Genomic DNA, 18416 nt, shown 5'->3' on the forward strand with positions numbered 1-18416 from the left:
TTTTTGTTATTTTGTTTTTTTCTTTTTAAATTTGCTTAATACTTCATAAACGATTGGAACAATAAGAAGTGTTAATAACGTTGAACTTGTTAATCCACCAATTACCGTTACACCAAGTCCTTTAGAAATTAAGCCACTACCTTCAAATCCTAATGCAAGCGGGATAAGAGCACCGATTGTTGCAATTGCAGTCATTAAAATTGGACGAAGGCGTGTTGCACCAGCTTCTAATAAAGCTTCACGTGTTGATAGTCCTTCATTTTCTTTATGAATAACGCGGTCGATAAGCACGATTGCGTTTGTTACAACGATACCGATTAACATAAGCGCACCAATCATTGCAGACACACTTAATGTTTCACCGGAGATTAATAAGGCAACAAGAGCTCCGATAATTGTAAATGGTAGCGAGAATAAAATTGCGAATGGTGCAAGGGCACCGCCAAATGTAACGACAAGAACGAAGTATACAATGGCAATCGCAGCTAACATCGCTAAGCCAAGTTGCTTAAATGATTCTTGAATATCTTTAGTAACACCGCCCATAGAAACATCTACGCCAGAAGGAAGATCCATTTTATCTACTTCTTTTTGAACAGCGGCAGATGCTTTTGAAACGTCATCAGATGTTAGTTTTCCACTTACTTCTGCATAAACACGGCCATCGCGGTGTTTCACTGTATTCGAAGTTTCACCTTCTTTTACAGTCATAACATCTTTCACAGCCACTTCATTACCAAGTGGTGTTGTAATTTTACGATTTGTTAAGTCATCGATTGTTTCATAATTTTGTTTTTCAGCTTCTACATATACATTGATATCTTTACCGTCTTTTTTAATTGTTGTCAGAACAGGGCGATCATGTTGATTAGAAAGTCCCATTCCAATTTGAGCAGCCGTTAAGCCCATTTTACTCAGCTTTTCTTGATCTGCGACTAAAGTGTACTCTGCATATGTTTTTGCAATACTAGAATCTATATCTTTTAAGTCTTTATTTTTCTTCATGATATTTTGAATATCTTTTACAACAGGCTTAATGTCTTCTGAGCTATCTCCGTAAACGTATAGTTTAATTTCGTTACTACCGCCACTTGCTCCGAAGTCTTGGTTTTTCCATTCGCCTTTGCCAGACATCTTCTGTAAATCTTTAACGACTTGTTCTTTCTCTTTTTCAAAGTTTTTCGTGTCGTTATCATATTGCACGAAGAACATTGCTTGGTTTGATTGACCAGGACTCATTGGATTTTCGCCACCTAATGAGAATTGAATTGTTTTGACGTCTTTATTATTTTGGAAGTGCTTCTCAGCTTTTGTTGCAATTTTTTCAACGTCTTCTAACGTTTGACCTGGTTCAGGGTTGTATGTTGCGATAATCATTTTTTCTTCTTCAGAAGGTAAGAAACTTACACCGATAACTGGTACAAGTGCAAGACTACCAACTAATAGAAGGACAGCGATACTTGATGTAATAATTTTGTGATTTAAAGCCCATGCAAGTATGCGTTTATACCCATTTGCTAATTTACTTGGTTTTTCTTCATGATGTACTTCTTTTTCCCTCATACTCTCTTTCTTAAATAAGGAATGAGCTAGCATCGGTACGATTGTAACTGCTACTAGTAATGATGCTAATAAAGCGAAGACGATAGTTAAGGCGAATGGTAAGAACATTTCACCAATCATACCTTTTACTAGTCCAAGTGGTAAAAATACAGCAATTGTTACGATGGTAGAAGACATAATTGGGATAAACATTTCTTTCGTAGCTTCACGAATTAAATCTTTTCCGCGCAATTTCTCTTCTGATAACGACATACGTCGGTAAATATTTTCAATAACAACAATCGAGTCATCGACAACGCGGCCTATAGCAACGGTCATTGCTCCAAGTGTCATAATGTTAAGCGTAATATCCATTTGCTTTATGACTAAAACAGCAATTAATAAAGAAAGTGGTATTGAAACGACAGAGATTAACGTTGTTCGAATATTTCGTAGGAACAGCATAATAATAACGATCGCAAAGATAGCACCGAAAATTGCTTTGCTTAGCATTGTTTCAACTGATTTTTCAATAGGTGCACCTTGGTCGAATGTTGAAATGATCTCTAAATCTTTATATTTTTTCTCAAGATCTTTTACTTTATCTTTTACTGCATTTACAACATCAACTGTATTTGCATCAGAGGCCTTCACAATTTGAATTCCAATTGCTTCTTTTCCATTTGTTCGAGAAATAGATTCTGCTTTCCCAACTTCTTTAATGTCAGCAATTTCTTCTAATGTAACTGTTGGAATCCCGTTCATAGCAGCTGGATTCATTTGCGGCGTTTGTGCACCAGCGCCAGCATTTTGACTACCTTGACCGTTAGGTGAGGAAGGTATAGCTGGGATTTTAAGTTCTTTTAATGCTTTAATCGTTGTAATATTGCCATCTACAACAACTGATTTTTCCGTGTCTTTAAATGTGTATAAGCCAAGTGGTAAAGATACATCCGATCCCTTAATCACATTTTTTACAGTATCTTCACTTAGTCCTAGTTCTTTCATTTTATCTTTCTTGAAGACAAGCTGTACTTCATCTACTTGTTGGCCAGCAATTTGGACAGATGCAACACCATCAAGTCCTTTTAATCCTGGTACAACATTCTTTTCTACATTTTCAGTTAAGGTAGCTAAAGATTCATTCTTGCTTGCTACGCTTAACGAAATAACAGGAAAGGCATTGAAGTTTACTCGTGAAACTTTAGGATCTTTAACACCTTCTGGGAGCTTTACATTTGTGAGAGCTTCTTTAATTTCTGATTCTGCTTTTTCCATATTTTTATCAAAATCGTATTCTACTTGAATAGAAGATGCGTTTTGAAAAGATGATGAGCTCACAACGTTAACACCACTTAAATTTTGTAGTTGTTCTTCCATCGGCTTTGAAACTTTATCAGCTACTTCTTCTGGTGTAGCACCAGGATAGACCGTAGTTACTGTCACAATCGGTGTTGTAATATCAGGAATTGTTTCCAGCTTCATATTGAGTCCAGAGTAGATCCCGGCAATAGTAACAATAATGGTTAGTAGCCAAACTGCGAACTTATTTTTTAACGAGAAATTGATGATTTTGTTCATGTTTGCGCTCCCTTTTTATTATATTGACCAACTGGTCAGTCTAATACATAATATAACTGACTGTTCGGTCAATCGTCAATAAAAAGAGATGGTATAATACATTTATAATAAGATGCGAGATTAAATTTAGGAGAGAAGATATGAAAGAAAAAGAGCGTTTGATTATAGAATCGGCTATGAAGTTATTTGCTACTAAGGGTGTAAATGCGACATCAGTGCAGGAAATTGTGACAGCTAGTGGTATATCTAAGGGAGCTTTTTACTTATATTTTAAATCGAAAGATGAGCTTTTATTAGCGACACTTCGATATTATTATGACAAAATCCAAAAGAAAATGCTGGATATTGAACAAGAGTCTTTATTACCGCGTGAAAAATTTGCAAAACAATTACATTGTCAGTTTAATGATATACAAAAGCATAAAGAATTTATTATTATGCATGCGAGAGAAAATGCAATTCCGTTTAATAAAGAAGTAGAAGAATTTATGATGCGGATGAAGTTAGAGTCTCATGCATTTTATCGGAATAGTTTATTGTCCATTTATGGTGAAAAGGTTATGCCATATTTATTGGATTTAGTAATTATAGTAGAAGGCATATGCCGTGGTTATTTAGAATTAATTATTTTACAAGCACCAGAAATTGACTTATCGTATGTCGCTGCTTTTATTTTAAAAAGAGTAGATCATTTAGTAGATGGCTTGGTAGAATCTTCGGAAGAACCTATTTTACATGAAGAAAAGCTTGGAGAATTCCTTTGTAAATCAGAGCTTATTAAGGAACAAGTTAAAGAGCATTTTTTAAAAGAAATTATTGTATTTAAGCGTAGTTTAGCTGATCAATTAGAGGATGATGAGTTGTTAGTAACGTTAGATGTTTTAGAGGCGGAAATACGATTGCTTAATCCAAGAATTCCAGTAATTAGAGGTATGTTAGCAAATTTAGAGGCGTATCCGGAATTAAAAGAATTTCGATTACGACTTATAGGATACTACAATATAAAAAATTCTTAATAAAAATAAGTAAAAAACTCCTTGTCTACACAAGGAGTTTTTTCTTAAAGACTATTTACTATTTTGAGACCATTCTTCAACATCCCAAACTTTTGTAATCCAATCTTCATAGAAGTCCGGTTCGTGACATACAAGGAGGATTGTTCCTTTATATGCTTTCATAGCCTTCTTAAGTTCCGCTTTTGCTGTAACATCAAGATGGTTTGTCGGCTCATCAAATAGTAGCCAGTTACTTTCCTCACCCATTAGCTTACATAAACGAACTTTTGCTTGTTCTCCACCACTTAATTGACTTAATGGGCGAGAAATATGTTCATTTTTTAATCCGCATTTTGCTAACATCGCACGAATTTGATGCTGGTCTAAACCAGGGAATGTATTCCATACATCATCAATTGGTGTTATATTGTCAGCTTTAACTTCTTGCTCAAAGTATGCAGGCTCTAAGAAGTCACCAAGGCTTGTTTTACCGCTTAAAGGCTTAATTTTACCTAAGATTGTTTTTAGTAACGTTGATTTACCAACACCGTTACATCCAACAATAGCAATTTTTTCACCACGTTCGATCGTCATTGATAGCTTTGGTAGTAGCGGATGTGTATATCCGATTTCTACATTTTCACCTTCAAAGACGAAGCGACTACTTGCGCGACTTTCTTTAAATGAGAATTCAGGTTTAATTGCTGTTTCTGGGCGATCAATAAGTTCCATGCGATCAAGTTGCTTTTGACGACTCTTTGCACGACCTGTCGTTGAATAACGAGCCTTGTTTTTTGCAATGAAGTCTTCTTGCTTTTTGATAAACTCGCGCTGCTTTTCATAAGCGTTTATATGTTGGTTTTTATTGATTTCTGCTAGTTCTAGGAATTTTTCATATGTCGCTGTATAGCGTGTCATTTTTGTGAATTCTAGATGGAAAATAACATCAACACATTTGTTCATAAATTCCGTATCATGAGAAATTAATAAGAATGCATGTGGGTATTCTTTTAAATAATTTGTTAACCAATGAATATGTTCAACGTCTAAATAGTTAGTAGGTTCATCAAGCAATAATACTTCTGGCTGTTCAAGTAATAGCTTTGCAAGCAATACCTTTGTACGTTGTCCACCACTTAGTGCTGAAACATCACGATCTAAACCAATAGCATCAATTCCAAGACCACGTGCAGCCTCTTCAATTTTCATATCTAGTAAATAGAAACCACCTGCTTCAAGTGCATCTTGTATTTCTGCCATTTGTTCAAGAAGTTCTTCTAGTTCTTCTGGTGTAGCAGTTCCCATTTTTTCTGTAACTTCATTTAAAGCTTTTTCCTTTTCGAATAACGGTAAAAATGCATCCGCTAGTACGTCACGGATCGTACGTCCAGGCGTTAAAACAGTATGCTGATCTAAGTAGCCGTAATGTGTGCCCGGTGTCCATTCTACACGACCTTGGTCATGAATAAGCTGACCAGTAATGATATTCATGAATGTTGATTTACCAACACCGTTTGCACCAACTAATCCAACGTGCTCACCTGCTAATAATCGCATAGATACATCTTTAAATAATGTACGATCACCAAATGTATGTCCTAATTTTTCAACTGTTAATAAGCTCATAGTATCCTCCGTCCAACTTGAAATAGTACCTTGAATCATGATACTAAATTCTTTCATATAATGCCATCATTTCAAAATGTATATTTTTTCAAAAGAAGTGTTTGTAAATGTTAGTATATAAAAAAGTTACTTCTACCTACAGAAGTAACTTTTTGGTTATGCCTTTTGTTTAACTTCACTAACTTTCTTTTCAGCTACAATAAAATGCGGTCTACGTTTTGTTTCATAATAAATACGACCGATATATTCACCAATAACACCTAGGAATATGAGTTGAATACCGCCAATAAATAGTATAGCGGAAATGAGAGTAAAGTAACCAGGAACTTCCACACCACCAAGGATGATTTGAACGAACGTAGTGATTACGTATAAAAGTCCTAAAATGGTTGTTAGTAATCCGAGATATATAGATAGACGTAACGGTTTATTATTAAATGAAATTACACCATCAATTCCGTAATTTAATAATTTCGAGAAGGTCCATTTACTTTCTCCATCAGAACGTAATACATTTTCATATTCAATGATTAATTCGTTATAACCGATCCAAGAAAATAAGCCTTTTGAAAATCGGTTGTATTCACTTAAAGATAATAAAGAATCTACTGCTCTTCGACTTAAAAGTCTAAAGTCACCAATACCGTCTACTAATTCAATATCTACAAATTTATTCATCACTTTATAGTAAAGACGAGAGACGAAAGAGCGAACGGGTGAATCACCAGTTCTTGTTCTTTTTGCAATGACTTGGTCGTAGCCGTCGTTATATCCTTCTAACAGTTCTTTTATTAACGTAGGAGGGTGTTGTAAGTCAGCATCCATAATAACAATTGCATCGCCTGTAGCATATTTTAAACCAGCTAACATTGCAGCTTCTTTTCCGAAGTTTCGACTAAATGATATGTAGTGTACTGACGAATCTGAACTAGCTAAATCACGTAAAATATTTAAAGTATCATCTTTACTACCATCATTAACAAAAACAAATTCATAATCGGTAGTTAATTTATGAATTTCAAGAGAAGTCTCTGAATAAAAGGCTCGAAGCACCTTTTCTTCATTGTAGCATGGTACAACGATTGAAAGAGTCATTTTTGACACTCCTTGTTTGTAGTGGGTTAAAACAATGTTATGCGTTTTTATATGAATCTATCCAATTGGATAGATTCATGATTCATTGATTGCTCATTATTGCTTTTTAAAAGAAAATTTTCGTCGTGCTTTTGGATTTTTGAAAATTAGTAAAGCTATACAGATAATTAGTGAGATGATTGATATAATCATACCTAATTTGAAGTAAGGTGTAACGTAAGTCATTTCGATTACATGTGAACCTTTTGTAATGGGAACACCGATAAAGGCAGAATTCGCTTTCGTAAATTCTGTTTCTTTTCCATCAATTTTTATAGTCCAGCCTTTACTATATGGGACAGATAAATATAAGAGCCCGTCTTTATTTGATTTGATATCCCCTTTTAAATAATTGTTCTTATAATAAATATTTTCAAGCCTATTTTCAGTTAGTTTTTTTGTTTCTTTTTGTACACTTTCATAGTTTACAATATTTGCTTGCAAGTCACCTAATTCATACTCACCTGCCATATCAATAGAGATAGTTAGGTTTTCTGGACGCTCATTGCCCAAATTGTAAACAAACCTTTCTAACGGATAAGAGTATGCACCAGCATCGTCCCCTTTTCCTATCGTTTTTCCATTAACAGTTGCATTGAATGTGCCTGCATTTTTTAATTTTAATTCTATCAGTAGATCACCAGGTGTATCAGGATAATTGATAGGTACAATCATATTTCCAAAGCCATGAACAATTAGTTTATTTTCTTGTTTTTCCATGTTTTCGAATTTTGCTTTTTCCGTTTTAATAGATACTGCCTTTGATTTGAGGTCTTGTTTATTAAAATGGTTTAATGAAAATTCTTTTGTATTATTAACGACAACAGCATGTAATAATAATTGATCACGCTGAGCGAAGTTTAATTTAGAAAATTCTTCTTCACTTATAGCCGAATCATATACATATCCTAACGGTAAAGCATAGTCATTTTTGTAAATATTATATGGTCCTACTTGCTGTAATAGTTTATATCCATAAGGTACATTCTTTGAATCTGTATCAGCACTTAATACGCGATATTTTATACCTAGCATATTTTCGAGTAGTAGTCGACTATCAGCTTGATAAAACATTGAAGGTGTATCGTACATTTGGAATACACCATATTTATTTTTCATAAAGTCATGGACATAATAATTAACTAAGCTTTGATACGTACTTACGCCATGATATCCTTGTAGCATCGGTGTGTTATATTCGCTATATGGATTAAGAATACGATAAAAGTCTTTATCATTTTCTTGTATGTAGCGAATTGCAGCAATTTCTTCTTTATTATCATAGCCTGGTTCGTGTAACTTTTCAGTTGAAATCTGGCTCTGTCCGTAAACGGTGCTAAGTATATTATTCGCATACATATAATTCATAGAAATTGTGCTAACGAGTACATTCAATACAACTAAAAATTGTATGAAAGGTTTGGAAATATAACGCCATAAACATACTGTAATAACAGAAAGAACGACAGTTCCGAGTAAAATGTTATCAACGTCTTGTAAAGGTTTATCAGTTACATTTATATTTGCTTTTCTATAAAATGCATAAATGAATAATCCAATAGACACTAATAAACTTATTAAATAAGGTAATTTGTAGTCTTTCTTATGAATAATCATCCAATCTAGAATGTATGCAATTGTTTGGGCAATTACAAATACAAATAAATAGAACCATCTAGATTGCATTGCTGAAAAACCATTAAACACAGAATATGTATATGGAAGCATAAACAGAATGAACATGAATAACGTAAAGAATACTTTATTTTTAACGAGTTTATCACGTATAAACATTCCAAATACGATTAAGAATAAAATTAAAGCTGGTAAAGCTAATTGATGATTTTCAGCATTATACATGAAGAAAATATTTTCCATTAAATCTTTATAAAATTTATCTTCAAATAATAATGGTATCTCAAACTTTTTTGATAGTCGATCAGCACTAAATACGGCATTAACTGATGGGAGGAAGCAAACGGCGGCTAAACCGAGTGATAATCCATACAATAAACCGATTCTAATATAATAAGTTAGAAAAGAGACAATCGTTTTATTTTGTTGTGTCGCAAAGTATTGGAATAATGCATAAATAAATATGAAAATACTTGTGATAAAAGCAAAATAAAAGTTTGATGCTAACATTAAAGTAGCAGCGATTAGGAAAAGTCCGCACTTCTTTTCAATAATATATTTATCAAGTCCCCATATTACTAATGGTAAAAATACAATGGCATCAGCCATGAAATCCCATAGTAAAGAGTGGCGGATGAAAGTAATACAACCACCATATATAATAGCAGCAACAAAAGATGAGAATGCTGTTTTATTATGGTAACGTAAAGAACCATACATGAATACCATAGCTAAAAAGTTTTTTAAAATACTCATGTATAATTTCACGTCATATACTTGCTCAAGACTTAGTTTAGGTAGTAACAGTGTAATCCAGAAAAACGGTGATGTGCTGTAATAATAACTAAACTCTCCAAATAAATCTCCACCTAATCCATAATCAAAAGACCAAAAAAGGTTGCCATCTTTAAAGGCATGTTGTAGAAGAAACGTAAAAAAACCAAATTGACGTAACGCATCCCCTGTACCAGAAAAGGCTTGATTAGATGTTAAAAAGAAATAATGAAAAGCAAAAGCGCACAATAATAATATTGGCATAATTATTATTGTTTTCTTGGAAAAGAATTTATTATTCGGCTTTATGCTCATAAAAATTGATAATCCTCCTTTGAAAGTCGTTACATGTAGCAACTAGTTTTTAGGTAGCATATAAAAACACACCAATTTTTAAAGGTGTGTTCTTTAGTTTTAACATGAGAAAATATATATTTTTGTTGAAGCATATATATTTTTACAAGCGTTGAAGTTCATAGTTTACATGTAATTTAGTATAAGGCATTTTCAGAAAGTAAGTCAATTTGAGCTGGAATATATAGCATTTTTTTACTGAAGAAAAATGATGGTATATAAAAAAGCAAAAAGCTTTTCCATTTTTAAATAGGAAAAGCTTTTTGCTTTTAAGCATGTTTGCGAATAAGCTTTTGTTTTATAAATCCTAAAACGAATCCACGTATTTGAGGATCAATTACAATTCCGATTATACCGTATAGTATACCAGTAAGAGTTAAAGCAACTAATGGTGGTAAGTTGATTAATGCAATTCGGTATATACCGTAACTAATAATAAAGGCTAAGGAATTAAATATAATTCCTTTAACTAATAATTGCATGCCTTTACGAATAAAGAGGGTAAATCCAATTAATAGTGTAATTTCGGTAATGATGGCTGCGGCAGCTGCCCCCATCATTCCATATTTACTACCTAATACAATATAACCTATGATGGCAACAACTAATCCAATAGTCATTGTTGTTGCACGTTTCCATTGCTGGCCAATCGTTGTTAAATTATCGGCTAGTGGATAGTTAATTGATTGTAAAATAACCATAAACGCTAGAATAGCAAGAGCGTCACCAGCGGGAGCGTATTTTTCTCCTAATAAACTAACAATCCAGAAACTTGGATCAGCAATAAAGGGGATAGAAATTCCCATTCCTAAAAAAGACATAAGTTTTAATTCAAAACTTGATAATTTTCTATGTTCTTCAATATTTTTCTCATTACCAAAAGCAAAAAGTCTTGGATAAAAAGCAGCTGCAATTACTCCAGGTATTTGATATAGTACAGCAGGTATTTTAGATGCAGCACCAAAGAATCCAACTTGCTTATATGTTGAAACCTTTTCTAATATAATAGGGCCCAATTGTGGTAAGAGCATAATAATGATTCCGTTGATCGTGAAAATAAGTAGTTGATCTAAAATGCCTTTATCCCAACCCTTATGGACTTCCGTGTAACGTATTGTCATTATAAAGGCGATAACACCTGTTACAAGACTAGATACCCCGTACATGGCAGCAACCATCATAAGTGACCATTGGAAAGACATCCCTAGTAATAGGGCAGCAGCAGCTGTTACACCTTGTAGTACAGAAATAATAGCTGTAAATTGCATGCGTTCTGTTACTTGGAAGTAAGCCATACCAACACCTTGTAAGGTTGCTCCGAACATTGTTGGTAGGACAACCCAATATACCATCGCACGTAAGTAAGCATCGGGATAGAAGAACTGGGCAAAAATAGCGAAAAGTACAGAAATTACGATAGCTAATATTAAACGAATACGTAAATAACTACTTATTAGCACACTAATATTAGCATCGCTTCTCGTTCCTTCACGCATAAACGTATGTGTTAAACCTGCATCTGTAAAGTAACAAATAACAGCTGAAACTGCTAACGCAGTTGTAAACATACCGTAATCACTTGGAGAAACATATCTTGCAAAGAAAATTGTTGCAATAGCCAGTACAAAGCGGACAGTAATGTTTCCTACAAAGAGGTAGGATGCGTTTTTTAGAATTTTATTTGTTTTCATGAGAAAAGACCTTTCTATTCTTTAGGACCCGGTTAGTTTGTCCTATTTGTAAATTTAATTTGTTCACAGAAAGAGAGAGTATCGTTATATTTTCAGTTTAAGAAAACAGAAATTTAATTCGTACAAACCAAAGCATTGCATATAGTTTTTTACTACGCTTTCCATTCTTTGAATAGATTTTACGGCAATATTTCCTTATATCTTTTTTGATTAATTGAACTTGTGATTTATCTAATCGAGAGTTTTCTTTAATATATATACAAGCGTTATTGATGACTGTATAAGGGAATAAATAAGTCTCAAGAATCTCAATCAGTGACTGAGGGTCTTTCGTAATGAAGTCTTGAGATTTATTATGTACCCAATCTTTCATACGATTGAATACTTCTAGCTCTTTTGTTGTTTTTAATTCATAATCTTTATACTTAGAAGAAAGATTTCCTTCTGATAAGATTCTATAATAAGTTAAGTATTCATCGACATAACATACATTTGTCAAACTCATAAGTTTAAATAAAAACTCTAAATCTTCTCCCCAACTACATCCTGGTGTAAAACGAATGTTATGATCCATTACGATGGATCGTTTGAAAATCCAAGTACTTGTTTGAGCAACAACTTGATGTGTTAGGAATGCTTTTGCCATATCACCTTTAATAAAGTTTGTTGTATGCTCAAGCTTTTCGCCTGTTTCTTCGTAGAAATTCATATAACCACAATAGCACGCGTCCATGTTGTTTTTATGCATACTCTCGATTTGTTTCTCAATTTTAGTTGGATGCCATAAGTCGTCACTATCAAGGAAAGCGATATATTCTCCGCTAGCATTTTCGATACCTGTATTACGGGCTACCGAAACACCTTGGTTTTTTTGATGAACGTATTTTACTTGCCCTGGGTATTTTTCAGCAAGGTTTTTCACAATAGAAGGTGATTGATCTTTACTTCCATCATCTACAATTACAATTTCAATGTTTTTATATGTTTGATCTAGTATTGACTGCGTCGTTTCTTCAATATATTTTTCCGTGTTATACAGGGGTATGACAACAGAAACAAGTTGCTTTTGTTCCATCATAGAATTTTTATCTCCTCAAGTTTTTTATGTCTTGCATCATATATACAAGCCTTTTGGAAGGAAGAAGATTACAAGAACATCTGTATAAGTTTAACGCATATAAACTTTGTAAATCAACTTTCTATTGTTGTACTTTGTATAAAAAGTATTTATTATAGAACGTATTGTGTTGTAAAAATATAGAAATATATTTTGAAAATTATGTATCTGAAGGGAGAAGATGAGATGTTAGGGCGATTTACTCGCAAATCTAATATAATCCTTTTAGGGATTATTATGATAGTCGGTTTTGCACTTCGTTTTGCAACTTTACAAACACATGGTGCAGATCTATCTATAGCTAGCGATGATATAGGTTATCAAAAAACGGCAAATATTTTATTGGAAACAGGGATGTTAACATATCATGAACCAGATAAACCAACGATTCATATTATGCCGGGTTTTCCAGCTTTATTAGCTGTTGTATTTTATTTTTTTGGAAATGGCAGTGAAGGTCTTTTTGTAGCAAAATTAATTATTATCCTATTAGGAGTACTTAGTATTTTGCTAACTTATAAGATTGGTACTTATTTATTGAATTCTGCTGCAGGATTAATAGGTGCTTTCTTATTAGCTGTGTATCCTCCAGAGATTGTTATGGAAAATTTAACTTTAACAGAAGGACCGTTTCTATTCCTTTCATTAGGATTAGTATATTGGAGTTTAAAATTAGCTGATACTCATAAAACGAAACATCTTCTGATTGTATTAATTTTCTACTTTTTAGCACTGTACCTCCGTGTACAAATTGCCTTATATCCAATCTTACTATTTGGGTATCTTTTAATGAAACGCTACCCATTCCGTATTATGATGAAGCAAGCGATTATAAGCATAGGAATAGGACTTATCGTACTTGGACCATGGTGGGCTCGCAATTACATTCAATTTGATAAATTTATCCCACTAACTGCTGGGGCAGGGAATCCGTTATTACTTGGAACGTATCAAGGGAAAGGTTACCCAGAAGGTAAGGATATGGGGGAACTTGAAATAGAGTTACATGCAAAATACCCTAATCTTGAAGCACATGAATTTATGGAATTAGAAGAAAAAATAGCGATTGATAAAATGAAGGAATGGTGGAAAACTGATAAGGAATCTATGATAGAGAGTTATTTAGTTTTGAAGCCAGAAATTCTTTGGAAAAAACCGTATTATTCTATAGAGCATAATATTGAAGTATTCAATGTTTCTGCAAAGGATATGAATGAAATATATAATTTTATTAAGACGACGTTTTTAATATGTACAGTACTTTCATTTATTTTCCTTTTAAAAAGGTGGAGAGAGACTACATTTTTATGGTCAATCCTTTTATTGCAAACAGCTTTAACATGTTTTTATGTTGCATATGAACGATATGCATTACCGTTAATACCATTCTTATTTATTATAATTGGAGTTGGGACCGTGGCAACTGTTATGAAAATTAGTAAATTATTAATTAGAAAAAAATAGTTTGCAATAAAAAACATCTTAATTTTTTTAAAAAATTAAGATGTTTTTTTGTATATATTAATATTTAAATAGAAAACTATTCTTTATCGGTTTCAGGTTGCGTTACTTTTAATTTTTGCTTTAATAACGCATAATCTTGCGTTAACGTTACAAGTTGATGATGTAATTTAGAAATTTTTCTTGTTAAGTCAAAAATTAATATGAAACAGAATAATAGTCCAAATAAGAATAAAACAGATGGAGGATATTCTACGTGTAATAGTTGGCCAATCCAATTTATAATTTTTTCAGTAGAACTTAAAATAGCCATTGCAACACAAACAAAAATCCATAAAATAGCATATTTAGTTTCTAAAGCTCCACGACGAATGGAATTAATAATTAATAAAAATAATAATAGAATGAAGATAAATGAAAAGGTAATTATAGGCATTTATTATCAACCTTTCACAATTTTTTGCATCAATATAGCAAGGCTTACTTTAATCATGTAATATGCAGATTTAAGAGGTGTGATAGAAGATTGTCCCCCTTGACGCTCTTGCATATTTACGGATATTTCATTAATGCGTAATTTTTTCTTTTTTAAATGAATAAGGACTTCTGGTTCTGGATAATCTTTTGGATAATTATGTGCAAAAATCTTAATTACTTCTCTATTGATAGCACGATACCCAGAAGTTGGATCCATAAAGGTTTGTTTTGTTAGTACTTTCAGTAGAGCAGTAAAATAAAAAATACCAATTCTTCTAGAAATACTACCTTTATAGGCTGTTTTCTCTGTAAAACGTGAACCTAGCACCATATCGCATTGGTCTTCAGCAATAGGTTTTATAATTTTGTACAAATCATCAGGATTATGTTGCCCATCAGCATCGAACTGAATCGCAATATCATATCCATTCTCATAAGCGTATTTATAACCAGTTTGTACAGCTGAGCCAATACCTAGGTTATATGGTAAGTTCACAAGGTGAACAGGAAAATCATTTACGATTTGAGCTGTTTTATCATGTGATCCATCATTAATAACGCAAATGCTTAATTCTGTAAAATGCTGTTTTAGTTTTAATAATCTTGTTAATGTATCTGCAATTGCTTCTTCCTCGTTATACGCAGGAATAATAATTAACGTTTTTGGTATTGAAATTGGTACCTCAATAGACATTATCGCACCATCCCTTATATACTTAATTATATTATAGTTATTTTTAAACGAACCTTATCTAATATACCATTAATAGTATAGCAAAATAAAGGAAAAACTGGTGGATTATTTTAGGAGACAAACAGTAAATAAAAGATAAGAGGTGGAATTTTTTACAATAAAAAATACATGCAAGGATGAAATAAACCTGTGCATGTATGAAGTGAGAGTATCGTATTATATATTCCATGGCTTACTTAAAGTTAAAACTTCAGCCATCTCTTTACTTTTTAAACGTCCCTTTTTTCGGTTTTCCGCGCGTTCTAAACCGGTTGTGTGTAACCAATGTTCTTCTTCAGTTTCAGGAAGTACTTGTGGTACGGATGAAGGTTTTCCATCTTTTATTGCCACAAATGTAATGAAGCAAGTAGCAGCAATTCTACGCTCGCCTGCTAATAAGTTTTCTGCGATTACTTTTACGAAAACTTCCATTGAAGATTTCCCTGTATAACATACAAATGCTTCATAACAAACAGAATCAGCTTGGTGAATTGGAGTTAAAAAATCAACTGAATCAATAGATGCTGTTACGCAATGTTTACGACTATGTCTTGCAGCCGCAATTGAAGCAATACTATCAATTTCTGCTAATAATTTCCCTCCAAAAAGTGTTTGGTGATTATTTAAATCGTTAGGAAAAACACGTGTTGTCTTAATTGCTTTAGATTCTCGCATGAATTTCTTTTCCATATATTCAGCCCCTATAGTCTGTTTTCAATCAGAATAATATGTGTAAGCAGATTACTCATATTAGATATTTAATGAAGTAAAGTGTATTCCAAAAGAGGATTATTTAAACTTCTGTATTTGTATTCATGTAACTGAAAGAAAATTTATTTTATCTAAAATGTAGTGTAAAAGAGGATTCGCTTACATTGCAAGTAAAAAGTAATGACTATGTATTTGTCATAGAAATTCCCTATCAGCCGTGTACCCATTCATGATAGAATCGTTTTGTTATGAATGGAAATAGAGGTGCAATGGACATATGAATCATATACAAACAAATTTTTCATCTTTCTTCAATAAAATTACAATCGGTGCGATGCTCGCATTTTTTGTTTATAGTTGTTGGGCAGCATTTGAGACAAGTAAGCAATTTTTTGGAGGAAGTACAACAAGTGTAACAATCATATTAGCAATTTTTATCATACTTATTTTGTTAGTGGCATCAATTCTACAATATCGTTTTACAGATAAACAATTTCTTATTTTTCTTATAAGTATATCTATAGTTGTGAGGGTTAGTATGCTGTTATTTGTAGATGCTCCAATAATTGGTGATATGAAAGTGATGTATGAGTCTGCAAAGCAGATTGCAATTGGTAATAATATAGGGACTGTAACTCATTTGCCTTTTATTATATATGAGTCGGTAATTATTCGTATATTTGGTGATTCATTATTCGCTTTACAACTATTTAATGTGCTATTTTGCACAGGAACAGCATTATTTATTTATCGTATTGCGGGAATGGTTTTTGGAGAAGAATGCGGTCGTATTGCTTCTATCTTTTATGCTCTGTATATTCCAAATATATTCATGAGTTCCGTATTAACTCCTGAATCACTTGCAATATTTTTATTTTATTTTGCTTGTTACATACTTTTATATAAAGGATTAGATCATCCTTATATGTGGGTGTTTTCAGCGATTTTATTTGCATTTAGTAATATGGTTTTCCCAATGGGATTATTTCTTCCTATTTTTATTACGGTATATGTATTATTAATCGAAGTATTTCAATCAGCAACGAAACAAAAGGTGTTACTAAAAATGATAGGGATACTTATTCTATTTTATAGTGCCCATTTTAGTGTGAATTATGGAATTAAGGCAATGGGATTGTCACAATATACGATTTCAAATGAGACGTATGTTCAATCCGTTTTAATTGGAAAGACGCAACATGAAGAAAAAATATCGAAAAATCAAAGTGTAACAGAGCATATTGATCAAAAGTTAAAAGAGATTGAGGGAGAAAGATTTAAACTTTTAGAACCGATGATAAATCAGTTTTCAGATGAAGGGGTAAATTCTATTCTTTTCAAATGTGAAAAACTGATATATATAGCCGTAACATTGTTTATGACTATAGCTCTATTACACTTCCTTATTAAGAAACAACAAAATGAGGGATATATGTTGTTCTTATTTTTAATTAGTGGCTACGTATTGTTAAAGCTCTTTCAAGTAGATATGGCATATTACAATGTAATTATGCCGGCATTGTTCATTTTGCAGAGCTTTGGTGTTTATATGAGTTATGTGTATTGTCAAAAAATATTTTTCAGAAAATAAAAAGAATCCATTCTGGATTCTTTTTTTGATGGAAGATGAAATTTAGTAGTCAGTGCAGATGAAAAGTATGCCTGACTTGAATTTGATCCCGCTATTTTCCAGGCAGTAAGACCCCCACCTCAAAATCAGCGAAAGCAAAGAAGTTAGGTGGGGGGCGGGCTGCCCGTAAAAGCCCGATTGGTGAGGGCTGATAATCAACGGGGGATGAACAAAACCCCCGTTGATTAAAGTTTCACTTTATCTTATCGATTTAGTTCTAGTTGTAAATTATCGGCTGTTAGAGCCATTTGTGAGGAATCATCTTGAATTCCTTTCATTACTTGTGAAATAGCTTGTAGCTCGTGTTCAATTTTCTTATTCTGTTCTTTTGAGTTAGACATATCTTTTACAATTTCTTGGAAGTATCGATCTGTTGCTGACATACTATCCGTTCCTTCCGATACGAGAGAGCTAATTTGTTTCACGGAAGACGAGACACGGGTAATTTGTTCATTTGTTTTTTCAACGAGCTTTGTAACGTTAAATATAGATTCTTTCGTTTGCTCTGATAATTTTCGAATTTCACCAGCAACAACAGAAAACCCCTTCCCAAATTCTCCAGCACGTGCAGACTCGATAGCTGCATTTAGTGCGAGTAAATTGGTTTGCTCCGCAATCGATTTAACAATATCTATGATTTCATTAATTTTGTTAGAAATATTAAGGAGTTCATGAGTATCTGTAATAATCGTTTCCATATTCATTTGAATAGATCCCATTCGTTTGTTTTGCTGGTTTAATTGTTCTTTCCCTTTATTGGCTTTTTCTTCAGATGTTGTAGCTAATGATGTACCTGTTTTAGCAATCTCTACAATAGTTTCAGATTTGGCGGTTAGTTTTTGAATAGAAGAGCTTGTTTTTTCAGATACAGCAGCTAGTTCTGTTGCGATATGCGTAATTGTCATAGCAGTTAGTTCTTTTTCTTTCTCATGCTCTTTTTGCATTCTTTCATATT

At 32.8% G+C, this 18416-nt stretch carries 13 protein-coding genes; 3 read left to right on the forward strand and 10 right to left on the reverse strand.

Annotated elements, in window-relative coordinates:
* Positions 1-6 precede the first annotated feature (6 nt).
* A complete protein-coding gene (locus tag QO049_RS00310; protein ID WP_284489081.1) occupies positions 7-3123 on the reverse strand; it encodes an efflux RND transporter permease subunit in 3117 nt (1038 codons plus the stop codon).
* 140 nt (positions 3124-3263) lie between these two features.
* Between QO049_RS00310 and QO049_RS00315 the strand changes: the two genes are divergently transcribed.
* Positions 3264-4139 (forward strand): TetR/AcrR family transcriptional regulator, encoded by an 876-nt coding sequence (locus QO049_RS00315; RefSeq protein WP_000659645.1) that lies wholly within the window; start codon positions 3264-3266, stop codon positions 4137-4139.
* Positions 4140-4190: 51 nt separating this feature from the next.
* Here the strand turns inward: QO049_RS00315 and QO049_RS00320 are convergent, their stop codons facing one another.
* The 5 genes from QO049_RS00320 to QO049_RS00340 all read right to left on the reverse strand — a co-directional run bounded on the left by QO049_RS00320 (position 4191) and on the right by QO049_RS00340 (position 12410).
* Positions 4191-5744 carry an ABC-F family ATP-binding cassette domain-containing protein gene (locus QO049_RS00320; protein WP_000055410.1) on the reverse strand — a complete coding sequence of 518 codons (1554 nt, stop codon included), beginning with the start codon at positions 5742-5744 and terminating at the stop codon, positions 4191-4193.
* Positions 5745-5900: 156 nt separating this feature from the next.
* Positions 5901-6839, reverse strand: a complete 939-nt coding sequence (locus QO049_RS00325; protein WP_000175827.1) for a glycosyltransferase family 2 protein — start codon at positions 6837-6839, stop codon at positions 5901-5903.
* A 96-nt stretch (positions 6840-6935) separates the two neighbouring features.
* Positions 6936-9602 (reverse strand): YfhO family protein, encoded by a 2667-nt coding sequence (locus tag QO049_RS00330; protein WP_246961693.1) that lies wholly within the window; start codon positions 9600-9602, stop codon positions 6936-6938.
* A 308-nt stretch (positions 9603-9910) separates the two neighbouring features.
* Positions 9911-11332, reverse strand: coding sequence for an oligosaccharide flippase family protein (locus tag QO049_RS00335; RefSeq protein WP_246961691.1), 1422 nt, complete (start codon positions 11330-11332; stop codon positions 9911-9913).
* A gap of 97 nt (positions 11333-11429) precedes the next feature.
* Positions 11430-12410, reverse strand: coding sequence for a glycosyltransferase family 2 protein (locus QO049_RS00340; RefSeq protein ID WP_246961688.1), 981 nt, complete (start codon positions 12408-12410; stop codon positions 11430-11432).
* 225 nt (positions 12411-12635) lie between these two features.
* Here QO049_RS00340 and QO049_RS00345 point away from each other — a divergent pair, with 225 nt between their 5' ends.
* Positions 12636-13913 (forward strand): glycosyltransferase family 39 protein, encoded by a 1278-nt coding sequence (locus QO049_RS00345; protein WP_000901470.1) that lies wholly within the window; start codon positions 12636-12638, stop codon positions 13911-13913.
* Between the two features lie 76 nt (positions 13914-13989).
* Here QO049_RS00345 and QO049_RS00350 read toward each other — a convergent pair whose 3' ends face one another.
* From QO049_RS00350 to QO049_RS00360, 3 genes are all read right to left on the reverse strand, one after another.
* Complete coding sequence (locus tag QO049_RS00350; protein ID WP_001121767.1) at positions 13990-14346, reverse strand: DUF2304 domain-containing protein; 357 nt, start codon at positions 14344-14346, stop codon at positions 13990-13992.
* Between the two features lie 6 nt (positions 14347-14352).
* Positions 14353-15081 carry a glycosyltransferase family 2 protein gene (locus QO049_RS00355; RefSeq protein ID WP_000021476.1) on the reverse strand — a complete coding sequence of 243 codons (729 nt, stop codon included), beginning with the start codon at positions 15079-15081 and terminating at the stop codon, positions 14353-14355.
* 216 nt (positions 15082-15297) lie between these two features.
* Complete coding sequence (locus QO049_RS00360; protein WP_000412120.1) at positions 15298-15810, reverse strand: acyl-CoA thioesterase; 513 nt, start codon at positions 15808-15810, stop codon at positions 15298-15300.
* Between the two features lie 298 nt (positions 15811-16108).
* Here QO049_RS00360 and QO049_RS00365 point away from each other — a divergent pair, with 298 nt between their 5' ends.
* On the forward strand, positions 16109-17422 hold the full coding sequence (locus QO049_RS00365; protein ID WP_044585043.1) for an ArnT family glycosyltransferase: 1314 nt from the start codon (positions 16109-16111) through the stop codon (positions 17420-17422).
* 242 nt (positions 17423-17664) lie between these two features.
* Here the strand turns inward: QO049_RS00365 and QO049_RS30875 are convergent, their stop codons facing one another.
* Entirely contained in the window at positions 17665-18405 is a 741-nt protein-coding gene (locus QO049_RS30875) for a methyl-accepting chemotaxis protein (protein WP_370512974.1), read from the reverse strand.
* Between the last annotated feature and the right edge of the window lie 11 nt (positions 18406-18416).

The sequence above is a fragment of the Bacillus sp. RB3 genome, assembly GCF_030164735.1.
Lineage (GTDB): Bacteria > Bacillota > Bacilli > Bacillales > Bacillaceae_G > Bacillus_A > Bacillus_A cereus.